The organism is Comamonas sp. w2-DMI, assembly GCF_040187735.1.
In the GTDB taxonomy this organism is placed as follows: Bacteria; Pseudomonadota; Gammaproteobacteria; order Burkholderiales; family Burkholderiaceae_C; genus Comamonas; species Comamonas terrae.
In genome coordinates this window covers 79,561-94,617 of sequence record NZ_JBANEL010000002.1, presented here as the reverse complement: position 1 = coordinate 94,617, position 15,057 = coordinate 79,561, and the positions used below count along the sequence as shown (strand labels likewise).

The window sequence follows — 15,057 nt, the reverse complement described above, 5'->3', positions numbered from 1 at the left end:
TCTCATTCCCGGCACTGCGCCCCCGTCGGCCCGTGCCCGATCAGGAGTTCTTCGTGATCCGTTTTTCCGTCCCCGCAGGGATTGCGGCAGGGCTGCGCCCGGCTGCGGTTTCCGTTCGTCCGCCTTTTGCCGCTGCCATTGCCCATCGCCCCCGCCTGCTGGCCATGGCCCTGGGTTCGCTCGGTGCCCTGGCTTTCCCCCACGGCGCCAGCGCGGCGCCCACGGAGGCCGAACTGGCCACCGTCCAGGTCACCGAAAGCAGCACGCCAGCGCCGCTGGGCCTGCTGCCGCTGCGCCAGAGCGCCGGCACCGGCAGCCGCCTGGGCCTGAGCATTCTTGAAACACCGGCCAGCGTGCAGGTGGTCGACCGCGCCGCCATCGAAGCCGCTGGCGCACAGGACACCCAGGAGATGCTGCGCGCCGTGCCGGGCGTGACCGCCTACAGCCCGCCCGGCAATCCGGGCGTGAGCTGGCGCGGTTTCAGCGGAGCCTCGGTCAGCCAGCTGTTCAACGGCATCAATGTGCAATATTCGATTGCCGCGCGCCCGGTGGATAGCTGGATCTACGACCGCGTCGAGGCCATAGGCGGGGCATCGAGCTTTCTCTACGGCGCCGGCGGCGTGGGCGGCACGCTCAACTACATCACCAAGCTGGCCGAGCCCGGCGATTTTTCCGAAGGCCAGCTCACATTGGGCAGCCACGGCCGCAAGCAGGCCGGCCTGGGCTTGAACCGCCGCCTGAGCAATCCGGATGCCGCTAGCCGCCACGACCTGCGCCTGGACCTGAGCCACAGCGAGGGCGGCAGCGCCGTGGACGGCGTGCGGCGCCATGCCACGCAGCTGGCGGCTTCGCTGCGCTCCGACCTCGGCTCCGGCCTCACGCACACGCTGGCCTATGAATGGCAGCGCGAGCGTGTGGACCGGCCCTACTGGGGCACACCGCTGCGCAATCCCATCGCTGGCGCGGGCACCGGCGCCGTGTCCATAGACCCGGCCACGCGCGAAAAAAAACTACAACGCTACGGATGGACTCTATGCCCAGCAGGTGCAGTGGCTGCGCTCCATCACCGAATGGCGCGCCAGCGACCGCCTGCAGTGGAGCAATACCTTCTATGCCTACAGCGCGCTGCGCGACTACCGCAACGTGGAGAACTACCGCTTCAACGCGGACAACAGCGCCGTCATCCGCTCCAGCGCCTATCTGCAGCGCCACGACCAGCACCTGCTGGGCGACCGCGTGGAAGGCCGCTACCGGAGCGAGCTGGCCGGCCACCGCAGCGACTGGGCCTTCGGCTTCGATGCCAGCGTGAACCGGCAGACGCGCTACCCGAACAGCACGTCGGCCACGATCAGCACGGTCAACCCCTATGACTTCACCGTGGGCGACTTCTATGCCAGTTCGGGCCTGCAGCCGGGCTTCAACGCCGACCGGGAAAACCGCATCCACAACCTCGCCCTGTACCTGGAAAACCGCACGGCGCTGACAGATGCATGGAGCCTGGTGACGGCCCTGAGGCATGAGCGCATCGACCTGGACCTGACCAACCGGCGCAGCGTGGCGCCCGGCATGCCTGCCAGCTTCCCGCGCAGCTACCAGCCGACCACCGGGCGCGTGGGACTGGTGTGGCAGCCTTCGCCCGAAGCCATGCTCTACGGCCAGTTCGCCACCGCGGCCGATCCGCCCTCGGGCATGCTGGCCACGGCCTCCTTTGCCGATGCCATGAACAACACCGGCCTGACCACGGGGCGCCAGTGGGAGCTGGGCGCCAAATGGCAATTCTTGCAGGGCAAGGGCACGGCCACGCTGGCCGCCTACGACATCCAGCGCCGCAACATTGCCACCCAGGACCCGCTGGACTCCACGCGCACCTTGCTGGTGGGCCAGCAATCCTCGCGCGGGCTGGAGGCCGCCGTAGGCCTGGCCCTCACGCCGCGCTGGAGCCTGCGCGCCGACTGGAGCGTGAACCGCGCTCGCTACGACGACTACCGGCAAGGCGGCATCTCCATGGCCGGCAAGCGCCCGGTCAACACGCCGGCCACCGTGGCCAATCTCTGGACCAGCTACCAGCTCACTCCGGCGCTGCAGCTGAGCGCCGGCCTGCGCCATGTCGGCCGCATCTACGGCGACGCAGCCAACACCCAGTACTGGCCCGCCTATACCTTGCTGGACCTGGGCCTGGCCTGGCGGATCGATCCGCGCATGACGCTGCAGGCACGCCTGCGCAATGCCACGGACAAGGTCTATGCGGCCAGCCTGTCCAGCACCATGGCCTATCTGGGCACGGCGCGCGCGGCGGAGCTGAGCCTGCACGTCGCCTTCTGAAGGAGCGGCCATGCATGCCTCGTTGAAGCGCTGGCTGTTCCTGCTGCACCGCTGGCTGGGCGTGGCGCTGTGCCTGCTGTTCGCGCTGTGGTTCGTGTCGGGCATGGTGATGATGTACGTGGGCTACCCCAAGCTCACCGAAGCCGAGCGGCTGGGCCGTCTGCCGGCGCTGCACGCCGACGCCGCGCTGCTGGCCCCGCAGGAAGCCCTGCGCAGGGCCGGCGTGCAGCAGCCGCTGGCGCAGCTGCGCCTGAACATGGGCAGCGCCGGCCGCGCGACCTACCTGGCCACGCCGCTGTCCCCGTCTGCAGGCGCACGCGCTGCCATGGCCATCGATGCCGCCACCGGCCAGCCGCTGGCGGCCACCGATGCGCAGGCGGCCCTGGCCACGGCTCGCCACTATGCAGCGGCAGAGCCTTCCTATGCCGGCACCGTCACCGAAGACGCCTTCACCCATTCGCGCAATCTCGACGCACACCGGCCTTTGCACAGGGTGGACCTCGATGACGCGGCCGGCACGCGGCTGTATGTCTCGGGCAGCACAGCCCAGGTGGTGCGCGATGCCTCGCGCACCGAGCGCGGCTGGAACTATGTGGGCGCCTGGCTGCACTGGCTGTATCCGCTGCGCGGCGGCCTCTGGGACCGCTACTGGGCCGATACCGTGAACGGGCTGTCGCTGGCCGGCATCGCGCTCGCGCTCAGCGGCACCGTGGTCGGCATCTGGCGCTGGCGCTTTGCCACGCGCTACCGCAGCGGCCGGCGCACGCCCTATCCGGGCCGCATGATGCGCTGGCACCATGTCTCGGGCCTGCTGTTTGCGGCCGTCACGCTGACCTGGATCTTCAGCGGGCTGATGTCCATGAACCCCTGGAAGATCTTCGACAGCCCGCAGCGCGCGGTGGACATGAAGCTGTGGCAGCCCGCCGGCCTGGCGCTGTCGAACGCAGCCCCACCCGCGCAACTGCTGGCGTCGCCGCAGCTGCAAGGCGTGCGCGAGCTGCGCTGGAGCCAGGCTCCGGACTCCGGGCTTCAGGTCGTGGCTTATGGGGCCCATGGCGATCGGCAGGTGCTCGATGCCGCAACCGGCCAAGCCCTGTCATATGGCAAGGAACAGCTGCTGACCGCCGCAGCACGGCTGTCGAAGGCACCCATCACCGGCCATCAGTGGCTGACGGACTACGACTTCCACTACTACGCCCGGGCCGACCACAGCATGACCGGTGGCATGGGCAAGCCCCTGCCCGTGCTGCGCGTGATGTACGGCGATGAGGCGCGCACCTGGCTGCATATCGATGCCCGCACCGGCCTGCCCCTGGGCCAGGTGGACCGGCGCCAGCGCACCCAGCGCTGGCTGTTTGCGCTGCTGCACAGCTGGGACTGGCTGCCGCTGCTCGAGCGCCGCCCGCTGTGGGACGGCGTGCTGATCGCATTGAGCCTGGGCGGTCTGCTGCTCAGCGGCACGGGCGTGGTGGTGGCCTGGCGCAGGCTGCGCAAAAAGCTCCGCCCGCATCACCGGCAGGGGAATGCGGGCCTTCCGGTGCGGCATTGATGCTTTCAAAACAGGAGCTGCCTGCGCCTGCCCCTCAATAGCTTCAATGGATTAATTCATCAAAACCAAGGAATGGCCTGCGCAAGCAGCTTCTTCAACGATAGCAAACAGGCATAAAAAAGCCGGCAATCCGCCGGCTTTCTTCCTGTCGCCCTGCCGGCATCCTGTACGGAAGCCGGCAGGATTCGGCCACGTTCAGGCCACTGCTGCGATGGCAGCGTTGAAAGTGGCGCTGGGGCGCATCACGGCATCCATCTTGGACACGTCGGGCATGTAGTAGCCGCCGATGTCGACGGCCTTGCCCTGCACGTCCTTGAGCTCGCCCACGATCTTGGCTTCGTTGTCGGCCAGGGTCTTGGCCAGGGGCGCGAACTTGGCGGCCAGTTCCTTGTCCTCGGTCTGGGCGGCCAGCGCCTGGGCCCAGTACAGCGCGATGTAGAACTGCGAACCGCGGTTGTCCAGCTCGCCGGTGCGGCGCGAAGGCGACTTGTCCTCGTCCAGCAGCTTGCCCGTGGCTTCGTCCAGGGTCTTGGCCAGCAGCTTGGCGCGGGCATTGTTCTCCTTGATGCCCAGGTCTTCCAGCGAAACAGCCAGAGCCAGGAACTCGCCCAGCGAATCCCAGCGCAGGTGGTTTTCTTCCACCAGCTGCTGCACGTGCTTGGGCGCGGAGCCGCCCGCACCGGTTTCGTACATGCCGCCGCCTGCCATCAGGGGCACGATGGACAGCATCTTGGCCGAGGTGCCCAGTTCCATGATGGGGAACAGGTCGGTCAGGTAGTCGCGCAGGATGTTGCCGGTCACCGAGATGGTGTCCAGGCCGCGGGCCACGCGCTCCAGCGTGTAGCGCATGGCGCGCACTTGCGAGAGGATGTGGATTTCCAGACCGGTCGTGTCGTGGTCCTTCAGGTACTTGTTGACCTTCTTGATCAGTTCGGCTTCGTGCGGACGGTAGGGGTCCAGCCAGAACACGGCGGGCATGCCGGAGTTGCGGGCGCGGGTCACGGCCAGCTTCACCCAGTCGCGGATCGGCGCGTCCTTGACCTGGCACATGCGCCAGATATCGCCCTGCTCCACGTTCTGGCTCATCAGCACCTCGCCGGTGGCCAGGTCGACGATGTTGGCCACGCCGTCTTCGGCGATCTCGAAGGTCTTGTCGTGCGAGCCGTATTCCTCGGCCTTCTGCGCCATCAGGCCCACGTTGGGCACGGTGCCCATGGTGCGGGGGTCGAAGTTGCCGTGCCACTTGCAGAAGTTGATCATCTCCTGGTAGATGCGGGCGAAGGTGGACTCGGGCATCACGGCCTTGCAGTCGTAGGGCTTGCCGTCGGCCGCCCACATCTTGCCGCCGGCGCGGATCATCGCGGGCATGGACGCGTCCACGATCACGTCGTTGGGCGAGTGGAAGTTGGTGATGCCCTTGGCGGAATCCACCATGGCCAGGCGCGGACGGTCTTCCTGGCACTTGTGCAGGTCGCGCTCGATCTCTTCGCGCACCGAGTTGGGCAGCGTGGCGATCTTGTTGTACAGATCGGCCATGCCGTTGTTCACGTTCACGCCCAGCTCGTCGAACAGCTTGCCGTGCTTCTCGAAGGCTTCCTTGTAGAAGATCTTCACGCAGTGGCCGAACACGATGGGGTGAGACACCTTCATCATCGTGGCCTTGACGTGCAGCGAGAACAGGATGCCGGCCTCCTTGCAGTCCTCGATTTCCTTTTCATAGAAATCGCACAAGGCCTTCTTGCTCATGAACATGGAGTCGATGACTTCGCCTTCCTGCAGCGCGACCTTGGGCTTGAGCACCATGGTCTTGCCGCTCTTGGTGATCAGCTCCATCTTCACGTCGCGCGCCTTGTCCAGCGTCATGGACTTTTCGCCGTGGTAGAAGTCGCCCTTGTCCATGTGGGACACATGGGTCTGCGACCACTGCTTCCACTCGCCCATGGAATGGGGGTGCTTCTTGGCGTAGTTCTTCACGGCGGCCGGCGCGCGGCGGTCGGAGTTGCCTTCGCGCAGCACGGGGTTCACGGCCGAGCCCAGGCACCTGCTGTAGCGGGCCTTGATTTCCTTTTCCTCGTCCGTCGTGGGATTTTCCGGATAGCTGGGGATCTTGTAGCCCTTGTGCTGCAGCTCCTTGATCGCCGTCATCAGCTGGCCCACGGAAGCCGAGATGTTGGGCAGCTTGATGATGTTGGCCTCGGGCGTCAGCGTGAGCTTGCCCAGCTCGGCCAGATTGTTGGGAACGCGCTGTTCCTCGGTCAGGTAGTCGGGGAACTCGCCCAGGATGCGGCCGGCCAACGAGATGTCGCTGGTTTCCACATTGACGCCGGCAGAGTTTGCGAAAGCGCGAACCACAGGCAGGAAAGCGCTGGTGGCCAGACGGGGCGCCTCGTCAGTCAGGGTGTAGATGATGGTGGGTTGCTGCGTGCTCATCTCTTGTCTCAGGTTGTGAAAAAGGTGGGGCGTGCCTTGGGCCTGCATCCCGAGTTTGCGCAATGGGGCCTGACACAGCAGGAATGCAATGTTTTTGCAATGCGTTCCCACAATACAAAATTCTAAGCGCAACCAGAAGGTTTTTTCCAAGTCTTGTACAAGACTTAGGGTTTTACAGCGGCTTTCATGCGCGCTTTTCATAGGAGAAAGCGCAAAACCGCAGGGTTTTCTGCCATGTAAAAAAGCCTGCCTCATCGCCTTGGCAAAGCCGCTTTCGGCCACCTGAAAAGCAAAAAGCCCGCAGAGCGAAAGCGCTGCGGGCTCGTCCTTTTTCACATGCCGGATGGGCATGGCGCCCATCGGCATCCGGCACCCGGCCGGTTCGGGAAAATCAGGCGAAGTTGGCTTCGGCAAACTTCCAGTTCACCAGCTTGTCGAGGAAGGTCTCGACGAACTTGGGACGCAGGTTGCGGTAGTCGATGTAGTAGGCATGCTCCCAGACGTCCACGGTCAGCAGGGCCTTGTCGGCGGTGGTCAGGGGCGTGCCGGCGGCGCCGGTGTTCACGATGTCCACGCTGCCGTCGGGCTTCTTGACCAGCCAGGTCCAGCCGGAGCCGAAGTTGCCCACGGCCGAGGCCTGGAAGGCCTTCTTGAACTCGTCGAAGCTGCCCCACTTCTTGTTGATGGCATCCAGCAGTGCACCGGTGGGAGCGCCGCCGCCGTTGGGAGTCATGCAGTTCCAGAAGAAGGTGTGGTTCCAGATCTGCGCAGCGTTGTTGTAGATGCCGCCGGAAGACTTCTTGACCACGTCTTCCAGATCCATGTTCTCGAACTCGGTGCCCTTTTGCAGGTTGTTCAGGTTCACCACGTAGGCGTTGTGATGCTTGCCATGGTGGTACTCCAGGGTTTCCTGGCTGTAGCCGAACGGAGCCAGGGCGTCGATGGCATAGGGCAGTGGGGGCAGAGTGCGTTCCATGATGGTTTCCTCGTGAGTTGAAGTGTTGGAGCCGGCAGGCGCTGCCCTGGCCGGAAGCTGAAGCAGCGCCAGCATGGCGGTAGTGCGCCTGGCGCGCGGGCACATTGCTGTACCGAAGCCGTCAAGTATTGCACTAACTGGACCATTGTAGGAACAACCGGGGCCTGCAGAACCGAATCCTGTCCGCCCCCGCGCTTCCTGCATGAGCATGCGCTCACGGCTGACAGCAGGCCCTGCCTCGCCCTTCCCGGATTGCCAGCGCCGGCGGCAAAAGAGCCCTGATGCCGCCAGGGTGAAATCGGGATACCGCAGCCCTGTCCAGGCCCTGCTCACAGCAGGCGCGGCTGGGTCACGACCACATCGACCGCGCCGTCGGACAGCTGGGCCTTGAGCGCCGCGCCCGGCGGCGCCTGCCGTACCTGGGTGACGGGCCTACCCTTGTCGTCGCTGAGCAAGGCATAGCCGCGCTGCAGCACCAGGCGGGGATCCAGCAGCTGCAGGCGCAGGTCCATGCGCTCCAGCCTTTGCGCCTGCGCCTGCAGGCTGCGCTGCAGAACCTGGGGCAAGCTGGCCTGCAGTACTTGCTGCCCGTGCGCCAGGCGCTGCATTTTGAGGAGCATCGCATGCCGCAGGCGCTGGGCCTGGCGGCTCAGCTGCAGATGGTTGCGCGCCAGCTGGCTGCTGGGCCGGCCCAGGCGCTGGGTGGCCAGGTCCAGGCGCTGCTGCTGGCGGTCCAGCAGGCGCTGCGCGCCATTGGCCAGCCGGTCCTGCAGGAGCTGTAGCGCGCCCAGCCAGACCTCGCGCGGCTGGCTCACCAGCTCGGCCGCCGCCGTGGGCGTGGGAGCGCGCAGATCGGCGCAGAAGTCGGCAATGGTGAAGTCGGTCTCGTGCCCCACCCCGCTGATCAGCGGCACCGGGCTCTGGACGATGGTGCGCGCCAGCTGCTCGTCGTTGAAGGCCCACAGGTCCTCGAGCGAACCGCCACCGCGCACCAGCAGGATGGTATCGATCACCGGTTTCTGCGGATCCGCAGCCAGATCAGCCGCCATCCCTTGCCCGTCCTGCGCCAGGCGATACAGTTTTTGCAGCGCCTCGACCAGCGATTGCGGCGCCTGCGCCCCCTGGACCAGGGCGGGCACCAGCACCACGGGAATATGGGGCACGCGCCGGCGCAGGGCCGTGACCACATCATGCAGCGCGGCCGCGCCCGGCGAGGTGACGATGCCGATGCCGCGCGGCAGCGGCGGCAGGGGCCGCTTGCGCGCCGCATCGAACAGGCCTTCGGCCTCCAGTTGCGCCTTCATGCGCAGGAACTGCTCGAACAGGGCGCCCTGGCCCGCGCGCTGCATGCTCTCCACGACCAGTTGCAGGTCGCCGCGCTGCTCGTAGACACCGAGCCGCCCGCGCACCTCGACCATTTCCCCGTCACGCGGCATGAATCCGATCTGGTCGGCCGCCCGCCGGAACATGGCGCAGCGGATCTGGCCGTTCGCATCCTTGAGATTGAAATAGCAATGGCCGCTGGCCGCGCGCGAAAAGCCGCTGAGCTCTCCACGTACGGCCACCGGGTTGAAGCGCGCCTGCAAGGCATCGCCAATGGCGCGGCACAGCGCGCCAACATCCCAGATAGGTGGCGCGGCAGCGCGGTTCGGGGTCTCGAAGATCGAATTCATGCGGTCTCAGCCAGGTCAGGGCCCACAAAATTCTCCACAGCCCAAGCCCTTGCCCTCGGCACGGCTGCCATGGCCATTTTGTTTATGCAATTGTTCAAAACAAATTCTCAAGTCATTGATTAAGAACAAATTTTCTCGTTTCACCGCCCTGCCACAGTTGTTACTGCCAGTAGTTTCCGGCGATAGACCTGCGGCGCCGCTTAGTTAACGCACAAAGTTATCCACAGAAATATCTGCTATACGCGCGATGGGCCGCTCCGGCGTCGGCACCGCAGGCCAGGCGGCAAGCCCACGGCACGCGCACGCACAAATCCACGCGAAATCCGCGCCGGGCAGCAGCAGGCCTGGGCCATAATCTGCGGCTGCAATTTCTGAACGACGAGGGAGAAAAGTTGCTGTCGATCATACAAGCCGCAGGCTGGCCGATCTGGCCCTTGATTGCCTGCTCGATTCTGGCCCTGGCACTGATTTTCGAGCGCTTCACCGCGCTCAAGACGGCGCGCGTGGCGCCTCCGGCCTTGCTGGACGAAGCCATTTCCGTTTCCTCTCGTGGCCTGCCCAGCGAGGAGGTCGTCAATCAGCTGAGCCAGAGCTCGGCCCTGGGCGAAGTGCTGGCCACCGGCCTGCGCACGCTGCGCAACCATCCCGACAGCAACGAGGAAGAAGTGCGCGCCGCCATGGAAGGCGCAGGCCGCGCCGCTGCCCACAAGCTGGAAAAATACCTGAGCGCCCTGGCCACCATCGCCTCGGCCGCGCCGCTGCTGGGCCTGCTGGGCACGGTCATCGGCATGATCGAGATCTTCGGCTCCCAGTCGGGCGCTTCGGCCACCGGCGGCGGCAACCCCGCGCAGCTGGCCCAGGGCATCTCGATTGCGCTGTACAACACGGCCTTCGGCCTGATGGTCGCGATCCCGGCGCTGATCTTCTGGCGCTACTTCCGCGCCCGCGTGGACGGCTATCTGCTGGGCATGGAGCTGGCTTGCGAGAAGTTCGTGCGCCATCTGGCCCGCACCAGCCTGGGCGGCAAGTGAACCCGGCCCCAGCAGTCCAAGGTCGCATGCCATGAACTTCCGCCCCCGCCACCGCGACGAGCCCGAGATCAACCTGATTCCCTTCATCGACGTGCTGCTCGTGGTGCTGATCTTTCTGATGCTCTCCACCACCTACAGCAAGTTCACCGAACTGCAGCTGACCCTGCCCGTGGCCGATGCCGAGCAGCAGCGCGACCGGCCCAAGGAGATCATTGTGGCCGTGGCCGCCGACGGCCACTATGCCGTCAACAGGAACGCCATGGAAGACCGCAGCGTGTCCGCTCTGGCCCAGGCCCTGGGCACGGCCGCCAGCGCCGGCAAGGACAGCGTGGTCATCATCAGCGCCGACGCCACGGCCCCCCACCAGTCCGTGGTCACCGTGATGGAAGCGGCCCGCCGCGCCGGCCTGTCGCAGATCACGTTTGCCACCCAGTCCTCCACAGCAGCCGGCAAGGCCAAATAGGCATTGCCCGCCTGCCGGCAAGCACTAGGCCGCCTTCACAGGCGGCTTTTTTCATCGCCCAGCTGTCCCGGCATGGAAAAAGCCTCTTGCACAGGCGCCCGCCGGGATCCCTTTCCATTTGCGCCAGCATCCTTGAAGCCTGGCACGGCCGCCGTATGATCGGCAGTTACCCTACCGCCCCCATGTCCCACGCCTCCACCAGTCCCCTTCGCCGGCAGACCGGCCTGCGCGCCATCTGGCGCCGGCGGGGCCTTGGCGCCTGGCTGCTGTGGCCGCTGTCGCTGCTCTACGGGGCGCTGCAGCGCTGGAATGCCAGCCGCATGCAGGGCCGTGCGCAGCAGGCCGGCGTGCCCGTCATCGTGGTGGGCAACGTGATCGCCGGCGGCGCCGGCAAGACGCCCGTCACCCAGGCCGTAGTCGCGCATCTGCTGGGCCGGGGCTGGAAGCCCGGCATCGTCTCGCGCGGCTACGGGCGCACAACGCAGGATTGCCGCGCAGCCCTGCCCGGGAGCCCCGCCAGCGAGGTGGGCGACGAACCGGCCCTGCTGGCCCGCAGCACGGGCGTGCCGGTGTTCGTGGCGGCAAAGCGAATAGACGCGGCCCGCGCGCTGCGCGCCAGATACCCCGAGGTCGATGTGATCGTAAGCGACGACGGCCTGCAGCACCTGGCCCTGGCCCGCGATGTGGAGCTTTGCGTGTTCAACGATGAAGGCGTGGGCAACGGCTTTCTGCTGCCCGCGGGCCCGCTGCGCGAGCCCTGGCCGCGCGCCGTCACGGCCGCCGTCTATGCCGGCCGGCCGCCCCGCCCCGCGGGAAATGCTCCCGCCTTTGCGCTGCAGCGCCGGCTCAGCTCTGTAATGCACAACGGCAAGGGCGAACGGCTGGAGCTGGCGGCACTGGCCGGGCAGGAGGTCGAGGCGGTGGCCGCCGTGGCGCGGCCCGAGTCGTTTTTTGCCATGCTGGGTGAACAGGGCATTGTTCCTGCCGCCATGCAGGCCTTGCCGGACCACTATGGTTTTGAGAGCTTCTCGCGCAGGCTGGACAATCAGAAACCATTGGTCTGCACCGAAAAGGATGCCGTCAAGCTCTGGCGCATCCACCCCGAGGCCTGGGCCGTGCCGCTGCAACTGCAGCTGCCGCAGGCCTTCTGGGACCTGCTCGATGCCCGGCTGGCCGCTGTTTGCCAGCGCCCGCCTCCGGGCTGACTATCATTGCCCCATACCGAGTCCCGCGGCACGCCTCTTGCCTTTGCTTCAGCGGCGGGCCGCCTCCCTCTCCGTTTTGCAGGAATTGCCATGGATCCCAAACTTCTCGAACTGCTGGTCTGCCCCGTTACCAAGGGCCCGCTGCGCTACGACCGCGAGCGCCAGGAACTGGTCTCGCGCAGCGCGCGGCTCGCTTACCCGGTGCGCGACGGCATTCCCGTGCTGCTGGAAAACGAAGCCCGCACGCTGACCGACGAAGAAATCGAGGCCACACCCTGAGTCGCTCCGCGCCTTCCCCTGAAAGGGGGACGACGGCCTTTGCTTCGGGACGGCCCTTGCTGGCTGTCCTTCAAGCCAGTTCCATCACACAGAGATTTCCATGCCGTTCACGGTTCTGATTCCCGCCCGCATGTCCTCCAGCCGCCTGCCCGGCAAGCCCCTGGCCGATATTGCCGGCCTGCCCATGGTGGTGCGCGTGGCCCGGCGCGCCCAGCAAAGCACGGCCGCGCGCTGCGTGGTCGCGGCCGACGATGCACGCATCGTCGATGCCTGCCTGCAGCATGGCGTGCAGGCACTGCTCACGCGCAACGACCATCCCAGCGGCAGCGACCGCTTGGCCGAGGCTTGCGAACAGCTGGGCCTGGACGGCAACGATGCGGTGGTCAACGTGCAGGGCGACGAGCCGCTGATCGAGCCCGCGCTGATCGATGCCGTCGCGCATTTGCTAAGCGCCCGCCCCGAAGCCAGCATGGGCACGGCGGCCCATCCGATCGCCTCCCCTGCCGACTACCGCAACCCGAACGTGGTCAAGGTCGTCTGCGACGCCAAGGGCCTGGCCAGCTACTTCAGCCGGGCACCGATTCCCTTCTCTCGCGACCATGCCGACGAGGCCTGGTGGGAGACGGCCGCGGCCACGGCAGGCCATGCGGGCTTTGCGCCGCTGCGCCATATCGGCATCTACAGTTACAGGGCCGGCTTTCTGCGCGAGTTCCCGCGCCTTTCTCCGGCCCCGACCGAAGCCATGGAGCAGCTCGAGCAGCTGCGTGCGCTGTGGCATGGCCACCGCATCGCCGTGCACCTCACGCCCGATGCGCCGGGCGCCGGCGTGGACACGCCCGAAGACCTGCAGCGGGTGCGCGCCCTGCTGGCTGCCTGACTTGGCCGAGCCCGTGCGGCAGCTATCAAAAACGATAGCTGTTCGCGCATGCATGACAATCCATTTCAGGTGTTTTGCCTGCACAAGGCAAGTGAATCCGGCGCTGGCAGCTATACTTTCGGGCAGCAGCACAGGGCTTGCAGCCCTGCGCCGCCGGGCCAGAGACAAGGCCGCCGCATCGTTCCGACACCGGCTGCGCCGCACGCAAAAGGCTGGCAGACGGACGCTGCACTGGTGACATCCCTCCCCAGCGTGTAAGCCAGTGTTGGCCTTGTGCGTGCTATCCTTGCCCGCGAAAAAATACCGCCAGGGGGTGCCCGCCTGCCGCACGCTGCCCCGGCCGCCAAGAATTTCTACTCTTCTCAAGGATCTCCATGAAACTGATTTTGTTGGGTGCACCCGGCGCCGGAAAGGGCACCCAGGCCGCCTTCATCTGCCAAAAATACGGTATTCCCCAGATTTCCACCGGCGACATGCTGCGTGCCGCCGTCAAGGCCGGCACCCCCCTGGGCCTGCAGGCCAAGGCCGTCATGGACGCAGGCCAGCTGGTCAGCGACGATCTGATCATCAACCTGGTCAAGGAGCGCATTGCCCAGCCCGATTGCGCCAAAGGCTTTCTGTTCGACGGCTTCCCCCGCACCATCCCCCAGGCCGACGCCATGAAGGCCGCCGGCGTGCACCTGGACTACGTGCTGGAGATCGACGTCCCGTTTGACGCCATCATCGAGCGCATGAGCGGCCGCCGCTCCCACCCCGCCTCGGGCCGTACCTACCATGTCAAGTTCAATCCCCCCAAGGTGGAAGGCAAGGACGACGTGACCGGCGAAGACCTGGTGCAACGCGAGGACGACAAGGAGGAAACCGTCAAGAAGCGCCTGGATGTGTACAGCAGCCAGACCCGCCCCCTGGTGGACTACTACCAGAACTGGGCCAAGCAGGATCCCGCTTCGGCACCCAAGTACCGAGCCATCAGCGGCCTGGGCAGCGTGGAAGAAATCACCGAGCGTGCATTGAACGCCCTGTCGAGTTGATCGCTTCTGTCCCGCCCAATAAAAAAGCACCCGCTCCGGGTGCTTTTTTTATGGCCTGCCAAGCCCCACCCGGCCCAGGGTGAAACCGACGTTGGCGCATTCGCGCCCGGGCAGGCGCAGCGGATTTTTTCGGCAGCGTAGCTGTCTCCGTTCAAGAAGGCTCCAGGGCCAGATCCAGCATCATGGCCACGCGCGCCTTGGCAGGCGGCAGCTGGACCACGGCCAACGCCTGTCCACCCACGGCCCCGGCCGGCACCAGCCACTGCTTCAGCCAATGCTCCCGGTCGGCCGCCAATCCCGCTGCCCCGGGCGGCAGTACCGGCACACCTTCCAGGCAACGGGTGCTGCACCACACGCGCACGCCGGCCTGGCGGGCATCGAGCAAGGCCTGCAGCATATGCGCATGCACCGTGGCATTGCCGGTCCCGGCCACCACCAGGCCTTTCACACCCGCAGCCACCAGCGCCCTCACGGCCCTGGCGCTTTGTACCGCACCGGAGGCAACGATCTCCACCCAAGGCAGCGCATCGCAATCCAGCCACCGCGCCAGCCGCGCACCCGCATCCACCGCCGCACCCGCCGGCCTGCCAACCCAGCGCAGCATGCCTTCTTCCATATAGGCGCATGGCCCTCCCTCATAGGAACGCAGCGCGTCGAGCCGGTACGGGTGGACTTTCTGCACCGCCAGGCCCGCGTGCAGCGCGCCCGCCGCCATCACCCAGACACCGGCTCCGCCGGCGCCTGCATCGGCGGCCTGCGCCGCTGCAGCCACGGCGTCGCGCAGATTCTGCGGCCCATCGGCCTGCAGCGACGTGACCGGGCGCATGGCGCAGGTCAGCACCACGGGCTTGGCGGGCTGCAGCGCGGCCTGCAGCAGCCAGGCCGTTTCCTCCAGGGTATCGGTGCCATGGGTGATCACCACGGCGCGCGTCTGCGCGTCCTCCAGCAGCTGGGCCACGCCGCGCAGCAGAAGTCTCCACACCGCCCAGTCCATGTCCTTGCTGTCGATCTGCGCCAGCTGCACCGCTTCCAGCCGGCAGGCACCAGCCACTGCGTCCAGGCCGGCAATGGCCTGCAGCAATCCCTCCACCGAGATCTGTGCCGCCGTGTAGCCCACGCCGTCACCCTGGCTTGGCGCCCGGCCGGCAATGGTTCCTCCTGTGCCCAAAATGACAATCTTTGCCTCAGCCACTTGCCCCTCGCAAAAAACTGGTTAAAAAT

Annotated in this window: 11 protein-coding genes and 1 pseudogene; 8 read left to right on the top strand and 4 right to left on the bottom strand. The window is 66.4% G+C overall.

Annotated features, from left to right (window positions below):
• Positions 1 to 164 precede the first annotated feature (164 nt).
• A pseudogene (locus V8Z74_RS03160) lies at positions 165 to 2,322 on the top strand (TonB-dependent receptor).
• Between the two features lie 10 nt (positions 2,323 to 2,332).
• Positions 2,333 to 3,871, top strand: a complete 1,539-nt coding sequence (locus V8Z74_RS03155) for a PepSY domain-containing protein (protein ID WP_349707903.1) — start codon at positions 2,333 to 2,335, stop codon at positions 3,869 to 3,871.
• Between the two features lie 195 nt (positions 3,872 to 4,066).
• Here V8Z74_RS03155 and V8Z74_RS03150 read toward each other — a convergent pair whose 3' ends face one another.
• The 3 genes from V8Z74_RS03150 to xseA form a co-directional block, all read right to left on the bottom strand.
• Positions 4,067 to 6,301, bottom strand: coding sequence for an NADP-dependent isocitrate dehydrogenase (locus tag V8Z74_RS03150; RefSeq protein WP_066470008.1), 2,235 nt, complete (start codon positions 6,299 to 6,301; stop codon positions 4,067 to 4,069).
• Positions 6,302 to 6,692: 391 nt separating this feature from the next.
• A complete protein-coding gene (locus V8Z74_RS03145; protein ID WP_349707901.1) occupies positions 6,693 to 7,277 on the bottom strand; it encodes a superoxide dismutase in 585 nt (194 codons plus the stop codon).
• A gap of 329 nt (positions 7,278 to 7,606) precedes the next feature.
• Positions 7,607 to 8,950, bottom strand: a complete 1,344-nt coding sequence (xseA, locus tag V8Z74_RS03140) for an exodeoxyribonuclease VII large subunit (protein WP_349707899.1) — start codon at positions 8,948 to 8,950, stop codon at positions 7,607 to 7,609.
• Between the two features lie 392 nt (positions 8,951 to 9,342).
• Here xseA and V8Z74_RS03135 point away from each other — a divergent pair, with 392 nt between their 5' ends.
• The 6 genes from V8Z74_RS03135 (at position 9,343) to adk (ending at position 13,836) form a co-directional block, all read left to right on the top strand.
• Positions 9,343 to 9,981, top strand: a complete 639-nt coding sequence (locus V8Z74_RS03135; protein ID WP_349707897.1) for a MotA/TolQ/ExbB proton channel family protein — start codon at positions 9,343 to 9,345, stop codon at positions 9,979 to 9,981.
• A 31-nt stretch (positions 9,982 to 10,012) separates the two neighbouring features.
• Entirely contained in the window at positions 10,013 to 10,444 is a 432-nt protein-coding gene (locus V8Z74_RS03130; RefSeq protein ID WP_349707895.1) for an ExbD/TolR family protein, read from the top strand.
• 182 nt (positions 10,445 to 10,626) lie between these two features.
• Positions 10,627 to 11,649 (top strand): tetraacyldisaccharide 4'-kinase, encoded by a 1,023-nt coding sequence (gene lpxK / locus V8Z74_RS03125; RefSeq protein WP_349707893.1) that lies wholly within the window; start codon positions 10,627 to 10,629, stop codon positions 11,647 to 11,649.
• 90 nt (positions 11,650 to 11,739) lie between these two features.
• Positions 11,740 to 11,928: a Trm112 family protein gene (locus V8Z74_RS03120; protein WP_066470026.1), complete on the top strand. Its 189-nt coding sequence runs from the start codon at positions 11,740 to 11,742 to the stop codon at positions 11,926 to 11,928.
• Positions 11,929 to 12,028: 100 nt separating this feature from the next.
• Entirely contained in the window at positions 12,029 to 12,805 is a 777-nt protein-coding gene (kdsB, locus tag V8Z74_RS03115) for a 3-deoxy-manno-octulosonate cytidylyltransferase (RefSeq protein WP_066470028.1), read from the top strand.
• A gap of 374 nt (positions 12,806 to 13,179) precedes the next feature.
• Positions 13,180 to 13,836 carry an adenylate kinase gene (gene adk / locus V8Z74_RS03110; RefSeq protein WP_066470030.1) on the top strand — a complete coding sequence of 219 codons (657 nt, stop codon included), beginning with the start codon at positions 13,180 to 13,182 and terminating at the stop codon, positions 13,834 to 13,836.
• A 151-nt stretch (positions 13,837 to 13,987) separates the two neighbouring features.
• On the opposite strand, the gene V8Z74_RS03105 is transcribed toward adk, so the two are convergent.
• Complete coding sequence (locus tag V8Z74_RS03105) at positions 13,988 to 15,004, bottom strand: asparaginase (protein ID WP_349707891.1); 1,017 nt, start codon at positions 15,002 to 15,004, stop codon at positions 13,988 to 13,990.
• Positions 15,005 to 15,057: the final 53 nt, after the last annotated feature.

Coding starts and splice junctions, on each gene's coding strand:
- lpxK (WP_349707893.1), top strand. CDS start 10,627: ATGTCCCACGCCTCCACCAGTCCCCTTCGCCGGCAGACCGGCCTGCGC.
- V8Z74_RS03155 (WP_349707903.1), top strand. CDS start 2,333: ATGCATGCCTCGTTGAAGCGCTGGCTGTTCCTGCTGCACCGCTGGCTG.
- kdsB (WP_066470028.1), top strand. CDS start 12,029: ATGCCGTTCACGGTTCTGATTCCCGCCCGCATGTCCTCCAGCCGCCTG.
- xseA (WP_349707899.1), bottom strand. CDS start 8,950: ATGAATTCGATCTTCGAGACCCCGAACCGCGCTGCCGCGCCACCTATC.
- V8Z74_RS03150 (WP_066470008.1), bottom strand. CDS start 6,301: ATGAGCACGCAGCAACCCACCATCATCTACACCCTGACTGACGAGGCG.
- V8Z74_RS03120 (WP_066470026.1), top strand. CDS start 11,740: ATGGATCCCAAACTTCTCGAACTGCTGGTCTGCCCCGTTACCAAGGGC.
- V8Z74_RS03145 (WP_349707901.1), bottom strand. CDS start 7,277: ATGGAACGCACTCTGCCCCCACTGCCCTATGCCATCGACGCCCTGGCT.
- V8Z74_RS03130 (WP_349707895.1), top strand. CDS start 10,013: ATGAACTTCCGCCCCCGCCACCGCGACGAGCCCGAGATCAACCTGATT.
- adk (WP_066470030.1), top strand. CDS start 13,180: ATGAAACTGATTTTGTTGGGTGCACCCGGCGCCGGAAAGGGCACCCAG.